18 protein-coding genes and 1 tRNA gene are annotated in these 24,018 nt (G+C 52.5%); 10 read left to right on the top strand and 9 right to left on the bottom strand.

What is annotated here, in order from left to right; translation table 11 throughout:
• Positions 1–96: 96 nt before the first annotated feature.
• From AC3CB2_RS14590 to AC3CB2_RS14600, 3 genes are all read right to left on the bottom strand, one after another.
• Positions 97–1,047 carry a CsgG/HfaB family protein gene (locus tag AC3CB2_RS14590; RefSeq protein ID WP_014286672.1) on the bottom strand — a complete coding sequence of 317 codons (951 nt, stop codon included), beginning with the start codon at positions 1,045–1,047 and terminating at the stop codon, positions 97–99.
• Positions 1,048–1,062: 15 nt separating this feature from the next.
• Positions 1,063–1,530 (bottom strand): curli assembly protein CsgF, encoded by a 468-nt coding sequence (locus AC3CB2_RS14595; protein WP_208608798.1) that lies wholly within the window; start codon positions 1,528–1,530, stop codon positions 1,063–1,065.
• 345 nt (positions 1,531–1,875) lie between these two features.
• A tRNA-Ile gene (locus tag AC3CB2_RS14600) sits at positions 1,876–1,952 on the bottom strand.
• Between the two features lie 208 nt (positions 1,953–2,160).
• On the opposite strand from AC3CB2_RS14600, the gene AC3CB2_RS14605 reads away from it, so the two are divergent.
• From AC3CB2_RS14605 to AC3CB2_RS14615, 3 genes are all read left to right on the top strand, one after another.
• Positions 2,161–3,243 (top strand): AI-2E family transporter, encoded by a 1,083-nt coding sequence (locus AC3CB2_RS14605; RefSeq protein ID WP_075698770.1) that lies wholly within the window; start codon positions 2,161–2,163, stop codon positions 3,241–3,243.
• Positions 3,244–3,368: 125 nt separating this feature from the next.
• Entirely contained in the window at positions 3,369–4,124 is a 756-nt protein-coding gene (locus tag AC3CB2_RS14610) for an SIMPL domain-containing protein (RefSeq protein WP_014286674.1), read from the top strand.
• A 481-nt stretch (positions 4,125–4,605) separates the two neighbouring features.
• Positions 4,606–6,045 (top strand): MFS transporter, encoded by a 1,440-nt coding sequence (locus AC3CB2_RS14615; RefSeq protein WP_352933672.1) that lies wholly within the window; start codon positions 4,606–4,608, stop codon positions 6,043–6,045.
• A 110-nt stretch (positions 6,046–6,155) separates the two neighbouring features.
• Here the strand turns inward: AC3CB2_RS14615 and AC3CB2_RS14620 are convergent, their stop codons facing one another.
• Positions 6,156–6,413: a hypothetical protein gene (locus tag AC3CB2_RS14620; RefSeq protein WP_352933675.1), complete on the bottom strand. Its 258-nt coding sequence runs from the start codon at positions 6,411–6,413 to the stop codon at positions 6,156–6,158.
• A 338-nt stretch (positions 6,414–6,751) separates the two neighbouring features.
• Entirely contained in the window at positions 6,752–7,078 is a 327-nt protein-coding gene (locus AC3CB2_RS14625; RefSeq protein WP_352933678.1) for a hypothetical protein, read from the bottom strand.
• Between the two features lie 841 nt (positions 7,079–7,919).
• Between AC3CB2_RS14625 and AC3CB2_RS14630 the strand changes: the two genes are divergently transcribed.
• Positions 7,920–8,213: an Imm53 family immunity protein gene (locus AC3CB2_RS14630; protein WP_352933681.1), complete on the top strand. Its 294-nt coding sequence runs from the start codon at positions 7,920–7,922 to the stop codon at positions 8,211–8,213.
• A 26-nt stretch (positions 8,214–8,239) separates the two neighbouring features.
• On the top strand, positions 8,240–9,160 hold the full coding sequence (locus AC3CB2_RS14635) for a hypothetical protein (RefSeq protein ID WP_352933684.1): 921 nt from the start codon (positions 8,240–8,242) through the stop codon (positions 9,158–9,160).
• Positions 9,161–9,232: 72 nt separating this feature from the next.
• Here the strand turns inward: AC3CB2_RS14635 and rpoD are convergent, their stop codons facing one another.
• The 3 genes from rpoD to AC3CB2_RS14650 form a co-directional block, all read right to left on the bottom strand.
• The gene (gene rpoD, locus AC3CB2_RS14640) at positions 9,233–11,338 is read right to left on the bottom strand and encodes an RNA polymerase sigma factor RpoD (protein WP_352933687.1); all 2,106 of its coding nucleotides are present in this window, start codon (positions 11,336–11,338) and stop codon (positions 9,233–9,235) included.
• A gap of 539 nt (positions 11,339–11,877) precedes the next feature.
• Positions 11,878–13,836 carry a DNA primase gene (dnaG, locus tag AC3CB2_RS14645; protein WP_352933690.1) on the bottom strand — a complete coding sequence of 653 codons (1,959 nt, stop codon included), beginning with the start codon at positions 13,834–13,836 and terminating at the stop codon, positions 11,878–11,880.
• A gap of 181 nt (positions 13,837–14,017) precedes the next feature.
• On the bottom strand, positions 14,018–14,479 hold the full coding sequence (locus AC3CB2_RS14650) for a GatB/YqeY domain-containing protein (RefSeq protein WP_008547492.1): 462 nt from the start codon (positions 14,477–14,479) through the stop codon (positions 14,018–14,020).
• 250 nt (positions 14,480–14,729) lie between these two features.
• Here AC3CB2_RS14650 and carA point away from each other — a divergent pair, with 250 nt between their 5' ends.
• Positions 14,730–15,920, top strand: a complete 1,191-nt coding sequence (gene carA / locus AC3CB2_RS14655) for a glutamine-hydrolyzing carbamoyl-phosphate synthase small subunit (protein WP_352933693.1) — start codon at positions 14,730–14,732, stop codon at positions 15,918–15,920.
• Positions 15,921–16,065: 145 nt separating this feature from the next.
• On the opposite strand, the gene AC3CB2_RS14660 is transcribed toward carA, so the two are convergent.
• Positions 16,066–16,515, bottom strand: coding sequence for a MerR family transcriptional regulator (locus AC3CB2_RS14660; RefSeq protein ID WP_208978965.1), 450 nt, complete (start codon positions 16,513–16,515; stop codon positions 16,066–16,068).
• A 1,307-nt stretch (positions 16,516–17,822) separates the two neighbouring features.
• On the opposite strand from AC3CB2_RS14660, the gene AC3CB2_RS14665 reads away from it, so the two are divergent.
• The 4 genes from AC3CB2_RS14665 (at position 17,823) to AC3CB2_RS14680 (ending at position 23,895) form a co-directional block, all read left to right on the top strand.
• Positions 17,823–18,056, top strand: a complete 234-nt coding sequence (locus AC3CB2_RS14665) for a helix-turn-helix domain-containing protein (protein ID WP_008547646.1) — start codon at positions 17,823–17,825, stop codon at positions 18,054–18,056.
• A 178-nt stretch (positions 18,057–18,234) separates the two neighbouring features.
• The gene (gene carB / locus AC3CB2_RS14670; protein ID WP_352933697.1) at positions 18,235–21,597 is read left to right on the top strand and encodes a carbamoyl-phosphate synthase large subunit; all 3,363 of its coding nucleotides are present in this window, start codon (positions 18,235–18,237) and stop codon (positions 21,595–21,597) included.
• A 95-nt stretch (positions 21,598–21,692) separates the two neighbouring features.
• On the top strand, positions 21,693–22,166 hold the full coding sequence (gene greA, locus AC3CB2_RS14675) for a transcription elongation factor GreA (RefSeq protein ID WP_008547672.1): 474 nt from the start codon (positions 21,693–21,695) through the stop codon (positions 22,164–22,166).
• A 388-nt stretch (positions 22,167–22,554) separates the two neighbouring features.
• Entirely contained in the window at positions 22,555–23,895 is a 1,341-nt protein-coding gene (locus AC3CB2_RS14680; protein ID WP_352933700.1) for a protoglobin domain-containing protein, read from the top strand.
• Positions 23,896–24,018: the final 123 nt, after the last annotated feature.

Genomic DNA, 24,018 nt, shown 5'->3' on the forward strand with positions numbered 1-24,018 from the left:
TCTCATAGCCTCTTATTTTCAATGAGTTAGAGATGTTGGAGTGCAGGAGGAAAAAGTTGGATGCTGTTCTAGAACTGCTGAACATTTCGCAACATCCTAAGATTTCTTATTCGCCCACAGGTTTGACCGTGCCAGTGGAACACTGCCTCTGTAAGGACCCATATTCGATGGGGGGCGCGCCTTTTTAACCTTTACACGCTGAGTGACCTGTGCCTTCTCCGATGTGTATTCCTGATACAAAGCATTGGCTTGCGCCGGGTTCTCAAAACTCCAGGCTCCAACGCGGGCACCTTCCATCACGATGGCATAAACCGCCTTCTCAATGGCTTGTTGAACAGCCAGCGTCACAGGCTCGTTCTTGGTGATCCCAGCTTCGGCTTCTAAAATTTCATCCAAAGCGATGTAGCGGAAAGCCCCGCCCTTCAGGCCAACAGAGACCACAGACTTCTGAACCATTACGTTGGCCATGACTTCACCCGTCCGCGTGCTCACAGCACGAAGCGATACGGTCACATCATCCTGTCGGTAGTCCGCATTGCCGCCGATGCCCAGATAGCGAGCCCCGGCACCGCCTGTGCGGGTGTTGCTGTCATACCCAACAACGCCGCCCTCAAACAAAACGCCAGCATAAAGCAGCGGCGGCAGAACCTTCGGGTCCACCTTGTCTTCACCCAAATAGATCTTGCGGATCTGCGTAACGATCTGGCGTTCCTTCAGCAAGGCATCCAGATTGCCCCTCTCAACCACACGGAACCACTTGCGATCCCCCGCATCCTGCAAAGCACGAACCAGCATGGTATCCGCCCCTTGCGTCACAGAACGAGACAGGGTCTGCACTTTATCGGAGGGCTTATATTGCCCCGTCAGATCCTGATAGCTGTAAACCGCAGCATAGACGGGCTCTTTCGGAGGCGGCAGCTTTTTCAACTTGCTGGCCTGAACAGACACCGTTGCAAGTTGAGGTCCGGGACTAAAAGCCATGCGTGTTACCGGCCCGCAAGCAGACAACGACAACGCCATGGCAACCACAATGGATTTCTTCATCATATCAATAACCTGGCATTAATTTATAGGAGTATCAGTCTGCAGAACCGGAACCGTAATATCGGTAATCGCGCCTGTGCTTTCGTCAATAATCTGCAGTTGAATGGAATCTGAACCGCGAACAAATGAAACTTTCTGGTCGCCAAAACTAACGGTGCCGCTGTCCTTCGGATCATCACCAAAGATCGCCTGGGAAACCTGATCCGCCAGCGCATAAATCAGTCGGTTCTGCAGCTGGCGCACAAACAGGTCAGCCAGACTACTGCCGGAACCATCCGCCCCACTGCCGGAACCGGACCCATACTTGTTGCTTCCCCCAACCGTCGCCGTTTTCTGCGCGTTGGCTGTTGCAAACAGGTGCGTTGTGTTGGCCGCATATCCGCCAAAGCTTGGATTAGTCGGCTGATAAATAAGTTGTTGTGCGTGAGAAGAGCCCACGCTGAGGGCACACCCCAGCATAAGCCCGAGAGCAGATGTTAGTCTCATAGCAACCCCTAATCTAACGAGGACTTCACGATAAATTTCTGAGAAAGAAAGTGTCAGTTGTATCGATGTAGCTTTGGTATATTAGGGGATTACTATTGTGTCATCTCTCGACATATCGAGGTATTAGTTTCTTTTAACAAGGTAAGAACCAAGTAATTACTATGAACTAATTTCACCTAATGGATTATTGATAGAATATATCATCCATGAATTCATAGTGGTATTATTATCAATTCTAATAGCGCCCAGATGATTACAGCAGGCAGGCAAAATGCACTCCACCACAAGATGCAACCTGCACCACGACAGCGAATTTTAAAGAGAAACAAAGAAGATAGGGAAAGGTGGTAGGCCCGGAGGGACTTGAACCCCCAACCAGTCCGTTATGAGCGGACGGCTCTAACCAGTTGAGCTACAGGCCCTTACCGAGGACAGGTTCTACACCAACAACCGCCGTGGAGTAAATTGTTTAAAGCCGGGAGTCCGGCAGATCCTGTTGAAACTTGGGGATGTGTCTTTTCCCCGTCAGATCAACAGAGGATTCATCACAATGCTTTATAAATACCTGATTTTAAGAGAATATGTGAAAACTCAACACGCCACCGACAGCCTGCCCCCTTGGAGTGCATGATGCGCCAGCCCCTCATTAAGTTCACCGCCTCTCTCTTTCTCCTTGTCGTTATTGGCTGGTTACTCTTCATAGGGCGCTCCCTCATCATCCCCCTGATTATCGCATTGGTGCTTTGGTACATCATCAACTCGATGTCCTCCGCCCTGCGACATCTGCCGGTGATCGGCACCTACCTGCCGCGTCCCCTCACCATTTTGCTGGCCCTTTTCGCGATCTTCTATGTCGTCGGCATCCTGTTCAACATCGTCTCGGTCAATCTGCAGCAACTGGCCTTCGACGCCCCGACATATCAGGGTCGGCTGGATGAACTGCTGCTCAAGCTGGCCAATCAGCTGAACATGGAAAAGCCGCTCCAGCTGTCGGATATCCTGCCCAACTTCTCGCTGAGCGCAGCCCTCAGCACTGGAGCCTCTGTTCTCACCAGCCTTGCTGGCTCCAGCTCTCTGGTCTTCATCTACGTGCTCTTTATGATTTTTGAGGCCGCCACATTCGATAAGAAACTGGCCGCCCTCTTCGAAGATTCCGACCGTGTACAGCTGGCGTTTGCCATTCGTGGAGAGATTGGCCGCCGCATGCGTCATTATATGGGCATCAAAACCGGCGTCAGCATCATCACGGGTTTCCTCACCTATGCCATCACATCCTGGGCAGGCCTGCCCTATGCAGCGCTCTTCGGCTTCATTGCCTTCCTGCTCAACTACATCCCGACTATCGGATCCCTGATCGCAGTCATTTTCCCAAGCCTGCTGTCGCTGGTTTACTTCGACACCCTCACACCATTTATCGCCATTACATTGGGACTGGGAGCAGTTCAGTTCATTCTTGGCAATCTGGTGGAACCACGTCTGATGGGCACACAACTTAACATTTCACCCCTCGTTATTATGATCTCTTTGAGCTTTTGGGGCGCATTATGGGGTGTAATTGGAATGGTGCTGTGCGTGCCACTTGTCGTGCTCGCCATCATCATTTGCGCTCAATTCCCGTCTTCCCGCCCCATTGCAATCCTGCTGTCGGGAGATGGAAACGTGGGTGATCCAATTATTCTTGATCATCAAAATCAAACCCGTGAATTGACATGATCACGCCCGAGAGCCGCCGCAATTGTAACTTCTAATTGCATTTCTCGATATTCGGCTGATCAAGAATGACAGTCAGGCCCCCTGATCTTGCATCAGCCCAAACGACTTTGACATTGGAGTTTTTAATGCAGAACAAACAGAAGAAATTGCGTCTTCCAAGCATGAGCGCGCTGGCCGTTGCCGGTCTCGTTGCCGCCGCCCTTGTTGTTTCCAGTGGTGTAAATGCCAAGGCTGCTGAGCAGACCGGCAAGATCACCATCTCTGGACAGGGCTCCGTCAACGTGGCACCGGATATGGCGACGCTGGTCTCCCGCGTAATCACGCAGGGCGATGACGCAAAATCTGCACTTCAGCAAAACTCAGTCACCATGCGCGCCATCCTTCAGGATGTTGAAGACGCTGGCATCGACAAAAAAGACATCCAGACCACCGGCTTTGATATCTCCCCGATCTACGACAACCGTCGTCTCAACAACGGTGAGCGCAAAGCCCCTGAGATTGTTGGATACCGCGTACAAAATGGCATCCGCATCAATCTGAAAGACATCACCAAACTCGGCACAACACTGGACATGCTGGTGCAGAACGGCTCCAACGATGTGGGCCAGATCCAGTTCGGCGTTTCCAATCCTGAGAAATACATTGATGAAGCGCGGGAAAGCGCAGTGAAGGATGCCCGCACCAAGGCCGAAACCTACGCAAAAGCTGCTGGTGTCACACTCGGCAAGGTCCTGAGTATTTCCGAAGCTGGATATAACCCAAGCCCATATCCGGAAATGATGGCGATGAGAGCTGCAAAAATGGACAGCGCCCCTCCAATTGCAGCAGGGCAAGAAACCCTCTCGTCATCAGTGACAATAACATATGAGCTTGTGCAATAAACACGAGCCTCCAACACCACCTTCAAAACCCCGCGCCCCGCGGGGTTTTCTTTTTCCAGCCCGGCATTTCCTGTCAGCCAAACTGGTGCAAGAAGAAAAGCACCATGCTACACTTGGCAACACCACGCTCATCAGCTGCAGGAAAAGCGACCTCCACTTTCCCAGGCTGCGTACCACCCCAAATCCGGCAGTTTTGACAAGTCATAAAACAAGCATGACTATGTGCAGAACACCGCCATATGCCCGCACCAAACCACGCCTCTCGATTTGCCCTGATGTTTACCGAAAAAAGGGCCTCCCCGTGCTAAGGAAAGGCTAAGCCCACGAAACAAAAGGAACAATCCGCCAATTTATGCGGGGCCAATTTATGCGGAATCGATTTCTGCCGGTCTTAACAGGCCTCTCCATTTAATAAGAAAATACTTTACTTATTAAATCCCGCAAATTAAGAAAGAGATATATTTCTAAATAGGTGATACTCGTGACCATATCCAATCCCACACAATCTGTTCCTTTATCTCCCTTAAAGAACCTGACGATGGATGGTCGCTGGTTGGCGTCCCTCATTATGATCCTCGGCGTTGGCTCTGCCAGCATGAACAGCTTCCTGTCCTCCGCCATCATGCCCGATATCATCCGAGATCTAGGCGGCCAGCAGCGCGCCTTCTGGGTGCTCAGCCTGTTTCAAATCGGCTCCATTCTGGCTGGCACCGTCACAGGATCCCTGAAAGCCAACATTGGCGCACGCCCGCTCTTCATCGCCGCCGCACTGTCATTCCTCGCGGGCTCCTTTGTTGCAGGCGCAGCCAATTCGCTGGAACACCTGCTGCTTGGCAGAATGCTTCAGGGCCTTGGCGAAGGCATGATCGTCTCACTCTGCTACACCTTGATTTCAGACCTTTATCCCAAAACCGCTGTCTCCTCCGTCTTTGCACTCCTCTCAGGTGTCTGGGCGGTCTCTGCAGGCATTGGCCCCCTCACCGCCGGAATGCTGACCGACAGCTGGTCCTGGCGTGCTGTGTTCTATGCAAACCTGCCGCTCGCCATGCTCCTGCTGATACTCGCAATCACCGTCATTCCGGCAACCACGAGGGAAAAGACAGAGACGTCCGTAGGCACAGGCAAAAAGAACATTATCCCGCGCCTCTCCTTGCTCGCAGTGGCCGTACTGTTGATCGCCTATGTGGGCGAACTGCGCGATCTAAGACACATCTCATTAGCGCTGATCGTCGGCGTAGCCCTGCTGTTCATGGCCGTCAGTTGGGATAAGAAAAGCAGCGCGCCCTTCATTCCGCGCAGTGCTTTCCGGTTCAACGGCATCATCGGCCTTGGCATGTGGGTCACACTTCTGCTCTCCATCTCCAGCGCCGCCCGCGTTGTCTATGGCACAGCCATGGGGCAGGTTCTCTGGGGCCTCACCGTCACGCAGGCCTCTTACGCCATGGCCATCACCGCCTTCAGCTGGACAGCTGCTGCATGGATCGTCGCGCGCGTGCAGACACCGCATGTACAAACCTACCTGATCCGTGTGGGAACCCTGAGCATCATCGCAGGTTCGCTGCTCACCATGTGGGCCCTTTCCGCCATGTCTCTCTGGATCTTCCTCGTCTCCTCCATCTTTGCCGGAGCAGGTTTTGGCATGAGCAGCCAGTTCCTCAAGAAAGCAATCATCTACGCGGAGCAGGATGATGAGCGCGACAGAGCCTCTGGCTTCATCGGTCCGCTACAATCCGCTGGCATGGCGATCGGCGCAGCCTTGGCTGGCCTGCTGGCAGGCCTCACCGGTTTCTCCATCCCCGGCGCGGAAGATCTGATCACATTGGAAAATGCAGCTTCGTCCGGCCCACTCGTCTTCCTCATCATGGCACTCATCTCCAGCCTCGCCGCCATCGCAGCGTTCAAAATGCCAAAGATGACCTAAGCTTTAGAGGAGAAACAGCATGTGCCGCAAATGTGGAGACAACCCCGGCCGCGATCCGCCAGAAACATAGGCACCGGCCGGTGCTCAAACCAAAGGACGTCCATCAGGGTTTAGCGAGGCAACGGCTGCCCCGGTGGTGGCGCAGGCGGCTGCCGCAAAGGCTGATCAAAATATCTGTCAGGCCCATGACCGCCCCACCCAACATTGTGCATGCGGCTCATCATCACAAACATCATAATCGCGACAATCACCACCAGAACCAGCAGGGTCGTGACAATCGCAGCCACAATCACCCATCCCCGCCCCGGCTTCCGCTCCACAGCAGCCCGCAACCCATCCAGCTCACGACGAAAATCTTCCGGCTCCATATCCCTGCTCCATTGCACACCTTAGAGCAAGAATGGCAGAAACACCGGAACACCCAGTTGAAGAAACGCTTCAGTTTGAAGACATCTGCGCGAGTACTCAAAAGCCAACATCATCATTGATAAGCCAAAACGCTGGCCTGCGGGCAAGAGGCGCCCGGCCGCAGACCAGCAGGACACTCATGAAGGGCTGTGCAAGGGTGGATTCTGCGTATTCCCGAAAAGTGGAATCCGGTTTTCGGATAAGAATACGCAAAATCAAAGTCTAAAGCAGTTTATCTGTTTCAGTTTGAAGGCAAACTGCTTTAGTCGCGAGCCCTTGGAGTGCCGATCACAGTGATCTAATCAAGAGACACAATATTGGTGTTGACCGGTGTTGGAGAGGCGACGCTGCGTGTCGCGCTGTCGGATGCTCCTCTAGGGGAGAAGGTGCCGAACAACGCATCAGTCAAAATTCCGCAGGTCTTATCAAGTGCCTCTAGGCGGTCAGAGAGTGCATAGTGCAAGGTGATCAAAGCATCACGCTCGCTGCTGTTCTTCATCCGCTCGCTCAGCACCAAATGCTGAACGTAAACAAGGTTCTGAAGATCAGAAACGGCAACGTTCACTTCGTCAATTTCATTTTGAAGAGTATTTGTGGCGCCACAGGCGCATGCAGTGTCGTCCATATTCAAAGCCTTCTTTTCTGGCTGTTGAAGATCCGCAACGACAGATGAGCTTTCGAAGACCCACTGGCGAGCGGGAGGTTCGAAACCTGGAAAAGACAGGCGAGTTTATTCCCCCCCGAAGGAGGTGTTGTATTCACCGCCCTCCCGCTCATAGCAAAGGGTTTGCGCCCCAGAAAAAAGGCACAAAAAATCCGCTAGTTAACGGGAGCGGTTACCGCTTTTCAGAGGTTTCGAAGCCTCACATATGAATGTGGAATGGAACGCCCCACCTGTCAACGAAAAGTTGCACAAGCCGACAAGGTGTTGCCCCAAGGATACGCTGATAACACCCCACCCCCCGTCTTCCCGCACGAAGCACAGCGCGATGCGGGACCCAGAGCCCCAAACACAAACCTCTCCCCCCCACTGGATACCGGATCCCCACTCCGTTCCGTCCGGCATGACGGCGAGGGCACCGCAGACCACACGAAGCAGCACCTCTCTTCCTTCGTCATCCCGCACAAGCGCCGTGCGATGCGGGACCCAATGCCCCAAACACAAACATCTCCGCTGGATACCGGATCTCCACTTCGCTCCGTCCGGCATGACGGCAGCGGAACAAGCAAAACGGCTTCACACCTCTCCGCCGTCTTCCCGCACTCGATGCGGGATCCAGAACACGAATGGTGGTTGCACGAAAATTCGCCTGAATTGCCGCCTTAATCAGCAGGATGGCATTTATTCCTTGATGAGGTCACCAAGATGACTGCCTCTGCTAAACTTTACTTTTAACAGCCCTCCATCCATTCTGTTTTCATTGCATATTTCTAACAGGTACAACTATTTAATAAGGCAATTTGAGATGGATATAGTCGGTTTGGAAGACTGGTATGCAGATCTGTGCAACGGAGACTGGGAGCATACCGGAGGCATCAAAATAGAGACCCTCGACAATCCAGGATGGTGTATCACTGTTACATACGACCCTCATGAACCCGAGCCCGAGAGCATTAAGTGGCTTCTGGAGCATTACTCCAACCCAGAGAAACCGATTTTTGTAAAATACGACAGGGAAAAGTTCACTCTGGAAGTTCTGTGTGAAGGCACACACACATTAGCCGACGCAATGAGAATGGTTTTAGCAGTCAAGGTCTGAAACGACGACTTTTAGGACATACTACAATGCTTGAAATTAGAGAATTTGGCGAATGTACCTTTCTCAACTTCGCATCTCCTGAGCAAGGGATAAAGAAGGAGCTGTTAACGCAGCTAGGCTTAACGTCAATCTACCTTTCCGATGATGTGCTGTTTGGTGATGATGATAATGAGATTGGGCCACTACTAAGTATCATCGCATCACAGCCCTCAGATAAACTGATAGATATCTCGTGGATTGAGCTAATCGATCCCGCCAGCAACGAACCATTTATCGATGAGTATGTATTTGCCTTTTCAAACAAAAAGGACGATTTGAACTTATATCTGAAACAGTACTGCACCAGAATATCCGGCTCAAGTTTTGAACTTACGTTTGACCGCAGTTTCAGCTTTATCGTGTTCCACGACCCATTCTGCGAATATCTGGAGTTTGCCGGAGGTGAGAACTTAATTACTCAAGTTTCGGAGGCATGTAAGGAGGCAGTGTTGACGTTTCCGCAAGCAACAGCTTCAGGTCTCCAGACTCTATTCGTGTTGAACGAAAGCAGCTCCATCAAGCAAGCTGGTGATCTGGAATTTTACGATTCATTGGAGAGTGTCATAAATGACGTTGAACCCATCGACATCGCAAACAATGAGTATTCCCTATTCGATTCAAACGGATATTTTTATGAGTTCAACCTTGATGGTGAACGCATCACCGTCGACACAGAAAGCAAAATAGCCAGAGCAAATCTCGCCCGCTCTGTAATCGAAATGCATGTTTCAGAACTCCCCTCAAAACATCACCTGACAACAAAATTTACAACAGATGGTGATCTTCAGCAGCTGTGTGAACTCTGCTTTCAACTCCAGAACAGATCACTGAACAAGAAGTCTCGTCATCGAAGATTGAGGGCCGGATCAATCATTAATAAATTTCTGCAGATTTTCAGTCGTAAATAAAATCACCCTCCAACAAAAAAAGCCAGCCCCCTCTCGGAGACCGGCTTCTTAATTCTCAACCAGTGCAGCGGTTTAGCTGTCCAGGAAGCTCCGCAGTTTGCGGGAGCGGCTTGGGTGTTTCAGCTTGCGCAGGGCTTTCGCTTCAATCTGACGGATACGCTCACGGGTAACGGAGAACTGCTGACCAACCTCTTCCAGAGTGTGGTCGGTGTTCATGCCGATACCGAAGCGCATACGCAGAACACGCTCTTCACGAGGTGTGAGCGATGCCAGCACGCGGGTGGTGGTCTCACGAAGGTTCGCCTGAATTGCCGCATCAATCGGCAGGATGGCGTTTTTATCCTCGATGAAGTCACCAAGATGGCTGTCTTCCTCGTCACCAATCGGTGTTTCAAGGGAGATAGGCTCCTTAGCGATCTTCAGCACCTTACGAACCTTCTCAAGCGGCATCTGCAGCTTTTCAGAGAGCTCTTCCGGGGTCGGCTCACGGCCAATCTCGTGAAGCATCTGACGAGAGGTACGAACGATCTTGTTGATCGTCTCGATCATGTGCACCGGAATACGGATGGTGCGCGCCTGATCCGCGATGGATCGGGTGATCGCCTGACGAATCCACCAGGTCGCATAGGTGGAGAACTTGTAACCGCGGCGGTATTCGAACTTGTCTACCGCCTTCATGAGGCCAATGTTACCTTCCTGAATGAGATCCAGGAACTGCAGGCCACGGTTGGTGTACTTCTTGGCAATGGAGATAACGAGACGAAGGTTCGCTTCCACCATTTCCTTCTTCGCGATACGCGCTTCGCGCTCCCCCTTCTGCACCATGGAAACCAGAGTACGGAATTCGGTGATCTCAAGGCCAGTTTCAGTCGCAAGGGACTGAATCTCGCCGCGCAGTTCGCGGATCATGTCACCGTCGTTGGTTACAAACTTCTTCCAGCCACGGCCAGAAAGGTTTGCAACTTTACGGATCCAGTTCGGGTCCAGTTCAGAACCCTGATAGTGTTTGATGAAGTCAGCGCGGTTCACGCCGTTGCTGTCTGCAAGACGCAGCAGGCGGCCCTCATAACCCATCAGCATTTTGTTGATGGAGTACAGCTGCTGAACCAGTGTCTCAATACGGTTTGCATTGAGGTGCAAGCTCTTAACTTCAGCAATAATGTCTTCTTTGAGCTTCTTGTAACGACGCTCCTGAGACGGGGACAGTGTTTTGTTGGCCAGCTTGTTTTCAACCAGCTGATCCTGAAGCTTACGCAGCTTCTTGTAGTCCTCGGTGATCTTGTCAAAGATCTCAACGACCATAGGCTTCAGTTCTGCTTCCATTACGGAAAGAGAAACGTTTGCCTCGTACTCGTCGTCATCGTCGTCAGTCGCTTCGCCACCTTCGCCGGTCTGCTCACCCTGAGCGCCATCAGCTGCAGGGGCAGGAGCAGCAGCGCCATTGGCTTTGCGTGCTTCTTCTTCCTTGCGCTTACGGGCTTCTTCTTTTTCCTTCTGGCGAACCGCTTCAGGAACTTCACCCTCACCAGCTTCTTCCTGCTCGCTGAGATCATCATCGGACGGACCACCTGCATCACCAGGACCAGAGTAAGTCGCATCCAGATCAATAATGTCACGCAGCAGAACTTTGCCTTCGGCCAGTTCCTCACCCCAGATGATAATCGCCTGGAAGGTCAGCGGGCTTTCGCAAAGACCAGAGATCATAGCCTCACGGCCAGCCTCAATGCGCTTTGCAATCGCAATTTCACCTTCACGGGAAAGAAGCTCAACAGAGCCCATCTCGCGCAGGTACATACGCACCGGATCATCGGTACGGTCAGTTGGTTCTTTAGCAGTGGAAGTCTTGGTAACAGCAGTTGAAGACGCAACAACCAGCTCGCCGCCATCTACAGCAGCCGGTGCATCTTCTTCCTCTTTACCCTCTTCCGCATCTTCCGCCTCAACAACGTTGATGCCCATTTCAGAAAGAAGCGACATGGTGTCTTCAATCTGCTCAGAGCTCACCTGATCAGGAGGAAGAACTTCATTCAGTTCGTCATAAGTGATGTAACCGCGTTTTTTTGCGGTTTTGATCATTTTCTTGACGGCGGCGACCGACAAATCCAAGAGAGGACCATCTTGTCCTTCTGCGCCTGCCGGTTCCTGCGTATCTTCAGCTTGTGTCGCCTTCGTCGCCATATTCTGCTCCAAAGTCGCTGGTCGTGCGCCAGCGAACTATTGCGTTACGCAACCCATCGCCCCCGTGCATGAACCCACACAGGTAGCATTTGAATCACATTTGACTTTGGGGTTTAACGCAAAGTCCCTTAAACCTGACTTAACCCTGGTATCAAAATGTTTTCACGGAATTGAAAACCCAAAACACATACGGGCAGGAGTGCTCACCGGCATCCCTACCGTTTTAGGCCGTCTCCGGCACATTCCAGGCATCGACAGCGCTGATTATCCGACTATGATTTCGCCGCTCTAGTGACATCTGTGGTCTACGGGCGCTCGTATCGGCTGTCTGACTTAGTGTATGTAGCTCGCCTTTTGTGATTCGCAAGGGCGATTCGGCTTGGTCAATCTGATTCTGGGGGATTTTGGACAGATCATTGCCAGTTTTTCTGGATAACTTTGAAAAACAACAGCTCTTCTATCACAAATCTACCTCAAGTTGTCATCACCCAATCCCGCAGGGTGAACCAACAAATTGACCGGAAATTCCGCTTCAGACGTTATGCAAGAACGGAACTTTTCGTAGAGCGCATCTTGGCGGCACGCTCTGCCAGCTCCTGCTCATCACGCAAGCATTCCTCACGGCGGCGAGACAGATCCTGCTGCAAGGCCTGAAAACGGCTCCAGCTTTCTTCTGTCAGATCCTGCTCCATCGCCCGCGTTTCATGCTCAAGCTCCAACTCCAACATGCGCAACTCAAGCATATCGGCGTAGTTCAGGAACAGCATCTCGACAAAGTCTTCTGGTGGATCTTCTTTCAGGATCTGCAGACGATTGGTCAGCGCATCCCAACGCCGCAACGTTGTGCTCTTGCTGCCATCATCCTCGCTCTTCGAGCCCACAATGGCTTCCTGCAGGATCTGATAGAACCGTTCATCCAGCTTGTTGTAGATTTGCGTAACCGCCCCTTCAGCAAGGTCTGTCGCAATCCGCACCAAGGCTGCCATGAACATGGAGTGCAGCTCGTTGGAGTAGCTCAGCTGCGAAATGCGTTCGAAGTGACGCTCAAACAGTTCCGGATACATCAGGCACATGGTGCAGAAGCTGCGCTCCACGCCATAAGCTGGCGTATCCGGCGCTTCCACCTTGACCAGAGAAGCGCGGTCATTGCCGCCCTGCGGGCCACGCCAACCACCATCACGGCCACCACCCTGCCCGCGGTTCCGACGGCTCTCCTCATAAAACAGGTTTGAGAGTTTGAGGCGCAGGTCCATCCGGTAGCGCTTTTGAACGCGCTCATCCTTGATGGTGCCCACCAGATCTTCAACGGCCTTTTCAAGAGCCGCCTTACGCTCTGGTGTATCAATCCGCGCATGCTCGCTCTCACGCTGCCAGACAACCTCAGAAAGCGGCAGTGCCTTCTCAAGTTCGCCATACATGGCAGAGGTGCCACCAGCGTTGATCACATCATCCGGGTCCTGCCCGTCTGGCAGAAACGCAAACTGGAAGGACTTGCCACTGGTCAACACAGGCAAAATACGGTCGACAGCTCTATGCGCAGCTGAGATACCGGCCACGTCACCATCGAAACAGATCACCGGCTCATCGGCAAACTTCCAGAGCCGCATGATCTGGTCTTCAGTGAACGCAGTACCAAGGCTCGCGACCGTGCCTTTCATACCCGCCTGCCAGAGAGCGATGGCATCCATGTAGCCTTCCACCACAATCGCCTGCCCGGCTTCATAAGCAGGCTGGCGGGCGCGGTGAGCATTGAACAGCATCGTCCCTTTATGGAAGAGCGGCGTTTCCGGCGAGTTCAGATATTTCGGTTGCCCATCCGGATCCATGGTACGGCCACCAAACGCCACCGCTCTACCGCGATCATCATGGATCGGGATCATAAGGCGGTTACGGAAACGGTCATAGGAAGGACGGCCATCATCCGGCTTAATCAGCAGGCCAACCTCAATCAGCTCAGCTTCACTGATGTCTTTCGCCATCAGAGCTTTCTTCAGGTTATCACGGCCCGGAGGTGCAAACCCGAACTGAAACTCATTCAGCGTCTCTGCCGACAAACCGCGCCGCTGCACATACTCTTGCGCCGCACGCCCTTCAGCAGACTGGAACATATGGCGATAATACCGCGCCGCCATCTCACAGACATCGGTCAGTGTATTGCGCTTAGCAGCACGTTTCGCGGCCTGAGGGTCTGGCGCTGGCATGGCGATTCCTGCCAAACCGGCCAATTCTTCCACAGCTTCAGGAAAACTGAGGCCCTCTGTCTCCATCAGAAACTTGAAATGATCTCCACTTTCACCACAACCAAAGCACTTATAGCGGTTGCGGCGCTCATCCACATGGAAGCTTGGAGACTTCTCAGAATGGAAAGGACAGCAGGCCCAATAGTCGCCCTTTCCGGGCTGCGATTTGCGTCGATCCCAAGTTACACGTCGCCCCACCACGTCCGTAAGCGAAACGCGGTTGCGAATGTCATCAAGGAAGAGCTGATCAAAGCGCATAGTAGTCCATAGTGTGGTTCTGGCCCGAAAGCAGCTGGGATGGCTATTTTATAACCATGTCCCCCCGGAGAAGCCAGCAAAACCCCCAGAACACTGGCTTAACGCATGAATTTGCTTCAGGAAAAAAGAAAAGCCGCATCATGACGACGCGGCGACCTAAAAGTGCTCCGGAAATACGGATTTATTGCGGAGCACGGAGCATTTGCTTGACCATGCAGCTGGCCTTCGCAAAGTCCATCTGGCCCGGATAACGCTCTTTCAGCTCGGCCATGCAACGGCCCATATCACGCAGTCCGCGCGCTTCAACGCACTCGACAACTGTTTGACAAACAAGCTTCATTTCGTACTCGCTCAGCTGAGAAGGCAGGAACTCACGGATCATTTCCGCTTCCTCGCGCTCCTGTACAGCAAGCTCAACCTTGCCGCTCGCTTCACAGTGCGTCGCTTCCTGCTCACGCTGTACCAGCATGGTGTGCAGCAGGTCCATAAGCTCTTCTTCGCTCAAGCCATCGCGTCCCTGCTCACGAGCAGCCATATCCCGGTCCATGATGGCAGCGGTGATCAGGCGCAACGTGGCGGCACGTCTCTTGTTATTGTCTTCTTGCGCGGCTTTCAGCGCATTCGCTATTTTGTCTCGCAACATACTAAAGGAACCCTGACGCGGAAACTTTAAAAGAGGCTCTCTAAATCCCGGATAAGACGCCTCATCCTTCTGATTTAGGCTAATTTCCTGTAACTCGCGCGCGATTATTTCTACACGAGTGATATTGACCAGAGTGACCCCTTCTCCTATGGTCCCGGCCTTGATGCGACTGTGACGCGCCAAAGTCAAGTCCCTTCGGTGTGTTTCAGATGGACGCATATTGTCATCAACCGTATCAAGAAAGCAAGTGATGAAAGCTCAAGACGCGTGGTCAGCACCCAAACCTACCGCCCTCCTCGTTCTCGCAGATGGCACAGTCATTGAAGGCCGAGGCGTTGGAGCTCTTGGAAAAGCGTCCGGCGAAGTCTGCTTCAATACGGCAATGACCGGGTATGAAGAGATTCTCACAGATCCTTCCTACGCAGGACAGATCATCACCTTCACGTTCCCTCATGTCGGCAATGTGGGAACCAACGAAGATGATATCGAAACTGTAGACATGGAAGGCACCAATGGCGTTCGTGGTGCGATTCTGCGCACCGACATCACCACTCCTTCCAACTACCGCTCTGGCAATCATTTCGATGCCTGGCTCAAAGCCCGCGGCATTGTTGGTCTGACAGGCGTGGACACCCGAGCACTCACCGCCCTCATCCGCGAAAAAGGCATGCAGAACGCTGTCATCGCGCATAATCCTGAAGGCGAGTTTGATGTGGACGCACTGAAAGCGGAAGCGGCCAGCCTGCCAGATCTGGAAGGCATGGACCTTGCGAAAGGTGTCAGCACACAGAAGACCTACGACTGGAACGAAACCACCTGGGAATGGAATGACGGCTTCGGCGCTCAGGACAAACCAGCCCACCACGTGGTGGCAATGGACTTCGGCGTAAAGCGTAATATCTTGCGCCTGCTGGCTGAAGCTGGCTGCCGTGTAACAGTTGTACCTGCAAACACCTCAGCTGATGACATCCTTGCGCTGAAGCCGGACGGAGTGTTCCTCTCCAACGGTCCTGGCGATCCAGCAGCAACAGGTGAGTATGCGGTTCCAACCATTCAGGATCTGGTAAAGTCCGGCCTGCCACTCTTCGGCATCTGCCTCGGTCACCAGATGCTGGCACTTGCTTTGGGCGGAACAACCCAGAAGATGCATCAGGGCCACCATGGTGCAAACCATCCGGTCCACGATTACACCACCAACAAGGTTGAGATCACCAGCATGAACCACGGCTTTGCTGTGAGCGCTGGTAGCCTGCCAGACAACGTGGAAGAAACACACGTTTCCCTGTTCGACGGCACCAACTGTGGTCTGCGTGTAAAAGATGCACCTGTCTTCTCAGTACAGCACCACCCGGAAGCATCCCCGGGCCCGCAGGACAGCCACTACCTGTTCTCTCGCTTCATCGAGCAGATCGAGAACCACAAGGCTGCAGCGGCTGCATAACTGAGCCAGTCAGTAAGAAACGATTGAAAGCGGGGCCAGGTGTCCCGCTTTTTCTTTGCCGGGAACCTGAGAGCCCCAAGATCATGGCAACAAAAAACCCGGCACCAATGGAGCCGGGTTCCATATTAAGAAAACGAAGAAGCGATTAAGCTGCTTCTGTTTCCAGCATGCTGGTCAGTGCCTGAGACACACCACGAACTTCTGCAATCTGTTCCTGAAGCGCTTGCTCCTGCTCATGAAGCAGCTGCTCCTGCGCACCACAAATTTCCTGAAGTTCTTTAAGCTGGTCTGCACGAGGGCTGGAACCCTCAACAAGCTTGATGATGCGACGAACTTCTGCAAGCGTCAGACCGATCTTCTTGGCCTGCAAAATCACGCGCATACGGCTTACGTCACGACCTCTGTAGAAGCGGCGTGCGCCACGACGTACAGGATTAAGAAGGCCCTTCTCCTCATAGAAGCGAAGTGTACGCAGAGTTACACTAAACAACTCTGACATCTCAGAGATTGCCAGCAGCTGACCGTCCCCATCGTCCTCACGAATTGGTCCAGCGATATCTGCCGCGACATCTAGCTTACTAGGAATACTATTCATTTCCATTTGCCCGGTGGTTTGTATGTTAAACCTTAGAAGAGTTACAAAAGTTCATCATTTCAGCTCCCCACCCGGTGCTTCCATGAATTCCCCTAATAACTTTTGTACTCCCCCACTTCTGTACTAGCTTGTGTAGTAGCATTTGATACCCACTCACACTGCGGAAGCTTTCCCATGTTCATATGAACATGGATACAGGCATCTCCCAGTGAGGAATGAGTACCCCCACTTTCAAAGTCCTCAACGAAATCTATGATAATTCATATTGGACAATTCATAATCTACACAACGAAACCGATAAAATATAGCCCGCCTTCGCATTTTTTACTTCGTAAATGCAACGTATACACTAGGACATATCAGAATTAACATCATAAGTAGTTATACTAGATAAGTATTATGAAAAAATTCCGGCACCTAATTTTGTCAGAACGCTGATCTATTCTACATTTCGCGTCAATTTTCCAAAGATGTTCCTGCGTTATCTGAGATGATATACTAGGAAACCATCAATTACATATTGTCTATAATATGTGAACATGACGAAGGGATAGAGAGAACGAACAATAAAACTTTTAACTACTCGCCTTCTTTAGATCTGCTCTGACTTTATTCTTTCTCAGCAAAACGAAAATTGGCCGACCAAATGACCGCACTGCACATTTTTTAAACAGGATGTTCATTTTTCGCGCTGCAAAACTTTTACCTTACCTCGCGTACAGAGGGGATAACGGGCAGTCTGATACATAAACAGGCAGGATATTGGGAAAATCGCACCAGCAAAAAGCACTAAAAAATGCGCATTGCACAATTTTGGCCACCCAATTTCATTAATTGAAACTTCTTCAGCTTGTGCAAACCAAAACAATCAGGCGACGGCCAGCACCCCCGCTTCTCAAATCACCACATCAAAATGACGTGCCGTTAAAACCCGAACTTGCGTTTAGCCCTTCAAGAGGCCATTGACGATCCGTCTGATTTGAAACCTGAACGTGGCATGCCGATGCACATTCATCTTTTTGCCCTTCAGATTAGCCCGATAGAGGATGAGTTCGTTGAGCATGGGTATCTCCTTAATGAGCTGTATGAATGGAAAGCCACCTCAGCTTTATGTGCATCAATCGCACAGGCTTACAGAAGTTTTCCTGATACACCACAATTATAAGCGCACAAATTGCGCCTCATCAAGGTAAATAGCGCAATTTTTGCGCCTTTTGTATTCTGTTATATGCAATAGTACCAATGCTGATTATTATACAGCAGTCTGTACAATGAATTTTCAGTCTGGGAATCATTAGGTTAGTATCATGAAACCATCTCAGTTTCGGGCTTGGCGCAAGTCGATGGGTTATAAGCAAAAAGAGGCCGCAGAACGCCTCGGCTTAAAAAAACGAATGATTCAATATTATGAAAACGGCAATCGAGACGGTAAACCGGTAGAAATTCCCAAGTCAGTCCGCCTTGCCTGCTATGCCCTGAGTCACGGCATTGCAGACTTTGATGGTGAAAAACCCACAGAGACTTCGACTTTAGCTGAATAAACTCCCCTTAAGTCTTGAGAAAAAAAACCGGATTATTTCGGAAATAGGCGTTGGTTGGGGTTTCTAATTACTCCAATATTTCTTATAACGCGCGCTCAGCCGACATACTCCTATAGAGGGCACACCAGAGCACCATGCGGGTGCACTGGTGCTTTAACGCGAGCATATGTGAGTCACCATGCCTAAACGCAATGACATCCAATCTATCATGATCATCGGGGCTGGACCCATCGTGATTGGTCAAGCCTGTGAGTTCGATTACTCCGGAACTCAGGCTTGTAAGGCACTGCGAGATGAGGGCTACCGAATAATCTTGGTGAACTCCAATCCGGCAACCATCATGACCGATCCGGATCTGGCTGACGCGACCTACATCGAGCCAATCACCGCAGACGCCGTTGAAAAGATCATCGCCAAGGAAAAGCCGGACGCTCTCCTGCCAACCATGGGCGGACAGACCGCGCTGAACTGCGCATTGGAGCTGGACCGCAAAGGCGTACTCAAGGCACACGGTGTCGAGATGATCGGTGCAAAAGCCGACGTGATCGACAAGGCTGAAGACCGTGAGAAGTTCCGCGCTGCGATGGACAAGATCGGTCTGGAGAACCCGCGCGCCGCAATCGCCTCCTCACCGCCAATCCTTGATGATGAAGGCAACATCACCGGATACGACCGCGGCGCAGGCTACGCAGAAGCCATGCGCCAGCTGGACAGCATCGGCCTGCCTGCCATCATCCGCCCGGCTTTTACCCTCGGCGGCACAGGCGGCGGCGTAGCGTATAACCGCGAAGAGTACGAACAGATTGTTCGCTCCGGTATCGACGCGTCTCCAAACGGTCAGGTGCTCATCGACGAAAGCTTGCTCGGCTGGAAAGAATACGAGATGGAAGTGGTTCGCGACACAGCGGACAACTGCATCATCATCTGCTCCATTGAGAACATCGACCCAATGGGTGTACATACTGGCGACTCCATCACCGTCGCCCCTGCCCTCACCCTGACGGACAAAGAATACCAGATCATGCGGAACGCCTCGATTGCTGTTCTGCGTGAGATCGGCGTGGAAACCGGTGGTTCCAACGTTCAGTTCGCGGTGAACCCAGACAACGGACGTCTGGTCGTTATCGAGATGAACCCACGCGTATCCCGCTCCTCCGCTCTGGCATCCAAGGCAACCGGCTTCCCGATCGCAAAGATCGCTGCAAAGCTGGCAGTCGGCTACACACTGGACGAGCTGGAAAACGACATCACCGGCGGTGCAACACCAGCATCCTTCGAACCAACTATCGACTACGTGGTCACCAAGATCCCACGCTTCGCATTTGAGAAGTTCCCGGGCTCTGAACCGACCCTGACCACTGCGATGAAGTCCGTTGGTGAAGTGATGGCTATTGGCCGGACCTTCAAAGAGAGCATGCAGAAAGCGCTGCGCGGTCTGGAAACCGGTCTCACCGGCCTTGATCCAATCGACCTCGACGGCCTTGGCCACGGCGACGACTCCAACGCCATCCGCAAGGCGCTGGCAGTGCCAACGCCAACCCGTCTGCTCAACGTGGCACAGGCAATGCGCCTCGGCACCACCAACAAAGAAATCTACGATATCTGTAAGATCGATCCATGGTTCCTTGAGCAAATCAGGGAAATCGTGGAGATGGAACAGAAGGTAGTTGAACACGGCTTACCGAACAACACCGAAGCCATGCGCATGGTCAAAGCCATGGGCTTCTCCGATAGCCGCCTTGCAGTGCTGGCCGACACCACAGCCGACAAAGTCGCAGCACTGCGCGCTGAGCTGGACGTTAAGCCGGTCTACAAGCGCATCGACACCTGCGCGGCAGAGTTCGCCTCTCCAACCGCGTACATGTACTCCACCTATGAAACACCAACCGCTGGCCTGCCATCCTGTGAAGCACAACCAAGCGAGCGTCAGAAGGTTGTTATTCTGGGTGGTGGTCCAAACCGTATCGGTCAGGGCATCGAGTTCGACTACTGCTGCTGTCACGCGGCCTTCGCTCTGAAGGACGCTGGCTACGAAGCCATCATGGTCAACTGTAACCCGGAAACGGTTTCCACTGACTACGACACCTCCGACCGCCTGTACTTCGAACCACTCACCTCCGAAGACGTGCTGGAAATCCTGCGCCTTGAGCAGTCCAAAGGCACCCTGAAGGGCGTGATCGTACAGTTCGGTGGCCAAACCCCACTGAAACTGGCGGAAGCTCTTGTAGAAGCTGGAATCCCAATTCTGGGTACCGCTCCGGACATGATCGACCTTGCAGAAGATCGCGATCGCTTCCTGCGCCTGCTGCACAAGATCGACCTGAAGCAGCCAGAAAACGGCATCGCCTATTCTGTTGAACAGGGCCGCCTGATCGCCAACCAGCTTGGCCTGCCGCTTGTCGTTCGCCCATCCTACGTGCTGGGTGGCCGTGCAATGCAGATCATTCGTGACGAAGAAGCACTCAACAACTACCTGCTCGGCACTCTGCCAGAGCTGGTGCCGCATGATGTGCGCGCCAAGTACCCGAATGATAAGACCGGCCAGATCAACACCCTGCTCGGCACCAACCCGCTTCTGTTCGACCGTTATCTCGACGGCGCAATCGAGGTGGACGTGGATGCTCTGTGCGACGGCGAAGACGTCTTCATCTGTGGCATCATGGAACACATCGAAGAAGCGGGTATCCACTCCGGCGACAGCGCATGTTCTCTGCCAGCCTACACACTGGACGACAAAACCCTTGCTGAACTGGAAGAGCAGGCACGCAAACTTGCCCTCGCTCTGAACGTTGTCGGCCTGATGAACGTGCAGTTCGCAATCAAGGACGGAGAGATCTACGTTCTGGAAGTGAACCCACGTGCATCAAGAACCGTTCCGTTCGTGGCGAAAACCATCGGTGAGCCAATCGCCAAGATCGCAGCACGCGTGATGGCTGGCGAGAAACTGTCAGCCTTCGATCTGAAGCCTAAGAAGCTGGATCACGTGGCGGTTAAGGAAGCTGTCTTCCCATTCGCCCGCTTCCCAGGTGTTGATACGGTCCTCGGCCCGGAAATGCGCTCCACGGGTGAAGTCATGGGTCTGGACACAGACTTCTCCTTCGCATTCGCCAAGTCTCAGCTCGGCGGTGGCACTGTTATTCCGGAAGGTGGAACCGTCTTCATCTCCTTGAAAGATGCAGACAAACCAAAAATTCTTGAGGCGGCGAAGAAACTGGTCGCATCAGGATTTTCCATTATATCCACCGAGGGCACACAAAGATACTTGGAAAACCAAGGCATCCCGTGCGCAAAGGTCAACAAGGTGCTTGAAGGGCGTCCGCATATCGTTGATGCTATCAAGAATGGTGAGGTTCAGCTCGTCTTCAACACAACCGAAGGCGCGCAAGCACTCTCCGATAGTCGGTCGCTTCGACAGGCTGCGCTGATGAACAAGGTTCCTTATTACACCACGGTGGCAGGAGCCGTAGCAGCAGCTCAAGGCATTGAAGCTTTCCGCGCGAAAACGCTTGAAGTAAGGTCCCTACAATCTTACTTTTGCTAAGATAGCTTAACAGGTCCGGGTTGGGGTCGCTCAGCCCGGTCAGTTTTTTAGTGTGATGGGCCACACCACCACAACGTTAGAAAGGTGTACGAGCCATGGAAAAGGTACCTATGACGCCTGAAGGTTATGCGATGCTCACAGAAGAGCTTAAGCATCGCACAACCGGAGAACGCCCGCGCATTATCGCAGCCATTTCCGAAGCCCGTGCTCACGGCGATCTCTCTGAGAATGCGGAATACCACGCAGCGAAAGAACAGCAGAGCCTGAACGAAGGCCGGATCAACGAACTGGAAGGTCTTCTCGGCCTTGCAGAAGTCATCGATCTGACCAAACTCAGCGGCGACACTGTAAAGTTCGGTGCAACCGTATCTCTCGTTGACGAAGATACCGAGGAAGAGAAGAAATACATGATCGTTGGCGATGTTGAAGCCGACGTGAAACGTGGTCGTATTTCCATCTCCTCCCCAATCGCTCGCGCGCTCATCGGCAAGTCCGTTGGCGACAGCGTTGAAGTTGCGGCACCAGGTGGCGCACGCGGTTACGAGATCGTCGAAGTCGAATTCGGTTAAGTAAATTATAGAGCTGAATTCATCGATTCAAAGCTTCTCATGAACTGAGATAATCTTTGAAGAAATTTAGCTCCCTATGATTTCAAGAAATAAAAGTGCCGCCTCGTGCGGCATTTTTTATGCAGCCCGCACGGGTTATCCACTAATTGCAGAACAGATAATCGGTTTTTTGATAAGTTAACGCGTTTACTTCAAACAGCCGAAAAAGCCGCAGGAATCTGCGACAATCTGGCACACAAGCCCTCCTAAAAAGCTCATATCCCATCACAATCTGCGCTTACTCACACAATTTTAGGTATATATTCGAAATTTAGCATAGATAAATCTACCTACTGTTAACCCTTGTAAATGCAAATGAACTCGACAAATTGACGGGAAATTTGCTGCCATGACCACCAATTCATTTTCAGGTCTGAAAAGCCAGCTCGGTTTTTTCAAAATCGATAGTCAGACCATACAAACACTTTCAGATCTCTGGCCGCTTGTTGAAGGCCACCTGACCCAGATTTTAAGTGATTTTTACAACCACGTTCAGCTTGATCCTGAGCTGAAAAAGAAGGTTGCGGGCAAAGTCCCTGGCTTGAAATCAGCTCAAGCGAGCCACTGGAAGATCCTCTTCACCGCAGGCTTTGATTCCACCTACATGGAACGCGTCGACAAGATTGGCCGCGCGCACGTGTACACCGACCTTGAGCCGGATTGGTATATAGGTGGTTATACGTTTATCCTCGAAGAGTTGACCAAAATCCTTGCCAGCAAAATGCGCTTTTCTCCGGGCCGCCTGTCTCGCAGTCTGATTGCGCTTCAGAAAGCCGTCATGTTCGACATGGGTCAGGCTGTTGCTGCTTACCATCGTCACTACACCGAAGAGCGGGATGAGCGCACCAGCCGTCTGGAAAACGCCATCAACTCCTTCGAAGAGACCATCAGCAAGCGCATGGAACTAACCGGCGAAGTAGGCTCACGCGTTGAGAACTCCGCTCTCACCCTGCGCGAAACCTCTGAGCAGAGCCAGATGGCAGCAGAAGCCGCCAGCCAGTCCGCTGACTACACCGCTTCTGACGTTCACTCCGGCGCCGCTGCAGTTGAAGAAATGTCTGCCAACGTTTCCGAAATCGGCAGTCAGGTCAGCCGCTCGGCAGAAACCGCCCGCACTGTGTCCAAGGACGCTGAGCGCACTAACGACACCGTTCTTGGCCTGCAGACCGCAACCAACGAGATCGGCGCCGTCACTGAGCTGATCAGCGCAATCGCAGAACAGACCAACCTCCTCGCACTCAACGCCACCATCGAGGCAGCCCGTGCAGGTGAAGCAGGTCGTGGCTTTGCTGTTGTGGCAAGCGAAGTGAAAGACCTCGCCAGCCAGACCGGTCAGGCAACTGACGAAATCGCCTCCAAGATCAGTGCAATCCAGAGCGAAACCCGCCGCTGCGTGGAAGAGATCTCTGCAATCTCCCAGAAGATTGAGGAAGTCAGCTCCACCGCAACAGCGATCGCAGATGCTGTCGATCAGCAGACCGTGGCCACCAACGAGATCTCATCCAGCATTCAGTCTGCCTCTCAAAATGCACGAGGCGTGACCAACGAGCTGAGCAACATCCTTGCCACTGCTGAAGAGTCCAAGCGTGCCGTTGCCACCGCAACCAGCGCCGCAACAGAGCTCAGCCAGCAGAGCGAAGCGATGTCCGAAGAAATCTCCCAATTCTTCACCAGCATCCGCACCCTCTGACGGCTTGCGACCACAAACTGAAAAATTAAGCGGCCTTCCATACGGAGGGCCGTTTTTCTATGCGCAGGCATCCCGGCTTTCACATCTTCGGATCACACACAGAGGGGATATCAACACGCCGAT

The organism is Pseudovibrio sp. SCP20 (genome assembly GCF_057774105.1).

What these genes read in the sequence shown, in the direction of transcription:
- AC3CB2_RS14590 (WP_014286672.1), bottom strand. Translation starts at nt 1,047, where the DNA reads ATGATGAAGAAATCCATTGTGGTTGCCATGGCGTTGTCGTTGTCTGCT.
- AC3CB2_RS14595 (WP_208608798.1), bottom strand. Translation starts at nt 1,530, where the DNA reads ATGAGACTAACATCTGCTCTCGGGCTTATGCTGGGGTGTGCCCTCAGC.
- AC3CB2_RS14605 (WP_075698770.1), top strand. Translation starts at nt 2,161, where the DNA reads ATGCGCCAGCCCCTCATTAAGTTCACCGCCTCTCTCTTTCTCCTTGTC.
- AC3CB2_RS14610 (WP_014286674.1), top strand. Translation starts at nt 3,369, where the DNA reads ATGCAGAACAAACAGAAGAAATTGCGTCTTCCAAGCATGAGCGCGCTG.
- AC3CB2_RS14620 (WP_352933675.1), bottom strand. Translation starts at nt 6,413, where the DNA reads ATGGAGCCGGAAGATTTTCGTCGTGAGCTGGATGGGTTGCGGGCTGCT.
- AC3CB2_RS14625 (WP_352933678.1), bottom strand. Translation starts at nt 7,078, where the DNA reads ATGGACGACACTGCATGCGCCTGTGGCGCCACAAATACTCTTCAAAAT.
- AC3CB2_RS14630 (WP_352933681.1), top strand. Translation starts at nt 7,920, where the DNA reads ATGGATATAGTCGGTTTGGAAGACTGGTATGCAGATCTGTGCAACGGA.
- AC3CB2_RS14635 (WP_352933684.1), top strand. Translation starts at nt 8,240, where the DNA reads ATGCTTGAAATTAGAGAATTTGGCGAATGTACCTTTCTCAACTTCGCA.
- rpoD (WP_352933687.1), bottom strand. Translation starts at nt 11,338, where the DNA reads ATGGCGACGAAGGCGACACAAGCTGAAGATACGCAGGAACCGGCAGGC.
- dnaG (WP_352933690.1), bottom strand. Translation starts at nt 13,836, where the DNA reads ATGCGCTTTGATCAGCTCTTCCTTGATGACATTCGCAACCGCGTTTCG.
- AC3CB2_RS14650 (WP_008547492.1), bottom strand. Translation starts at nt 14,479, where the DNA reads ATGTTGCGAGACAAAATAGCGAATGCGCTGAAAGCCGCGCAAGAAGAC.
- carA (WP_352933693.1), top strand. Translation starts at nt 14,730, where the DNA reads ATGAAAGCTCAAGACGCGTGGTCAGCACCCAAACCTACCGCCCTCCTC.
- AC3CB2_RS14660 (WP_208978965.1), bottom strand. Translation starts at nt 16,515, where the DNA reads ATGAATAGTATTCCTAGTAAGCTAGATGTCGCGGCAGATATCGCTGGA.
- AC3CB2_RS14665 (WP_008547646.1), top strand. Translation starts at nt 17,823, where the DNA reads ATGAAACCATCTCAGTTTCGGGCTTGGCGCAAGTCGATGGGTTATAAG.
- carB (WP_352933697.1), top strand. Translation starts at nt 18,235, where the DNA reads ATGCCTAAACGCAATGACATCCAATCTATCATGATCATCGGGGCTGGA.
- greA (WP_008547672.1), top strand. Translation starts at nt 21,693, where the DNA reads ATGGAAAAGGTACCTATGACGCCTGAAGGTTATGCGATGCTCACAGAA.
- AC3CB2_RS14680 (WP_352933700.1), top strand. Translation starts at nt 22,555, where the DNA reads ATGACCACCAATTCATTTTCAGGTCTGAAAAGCCAGCTCGGTTTTTTC.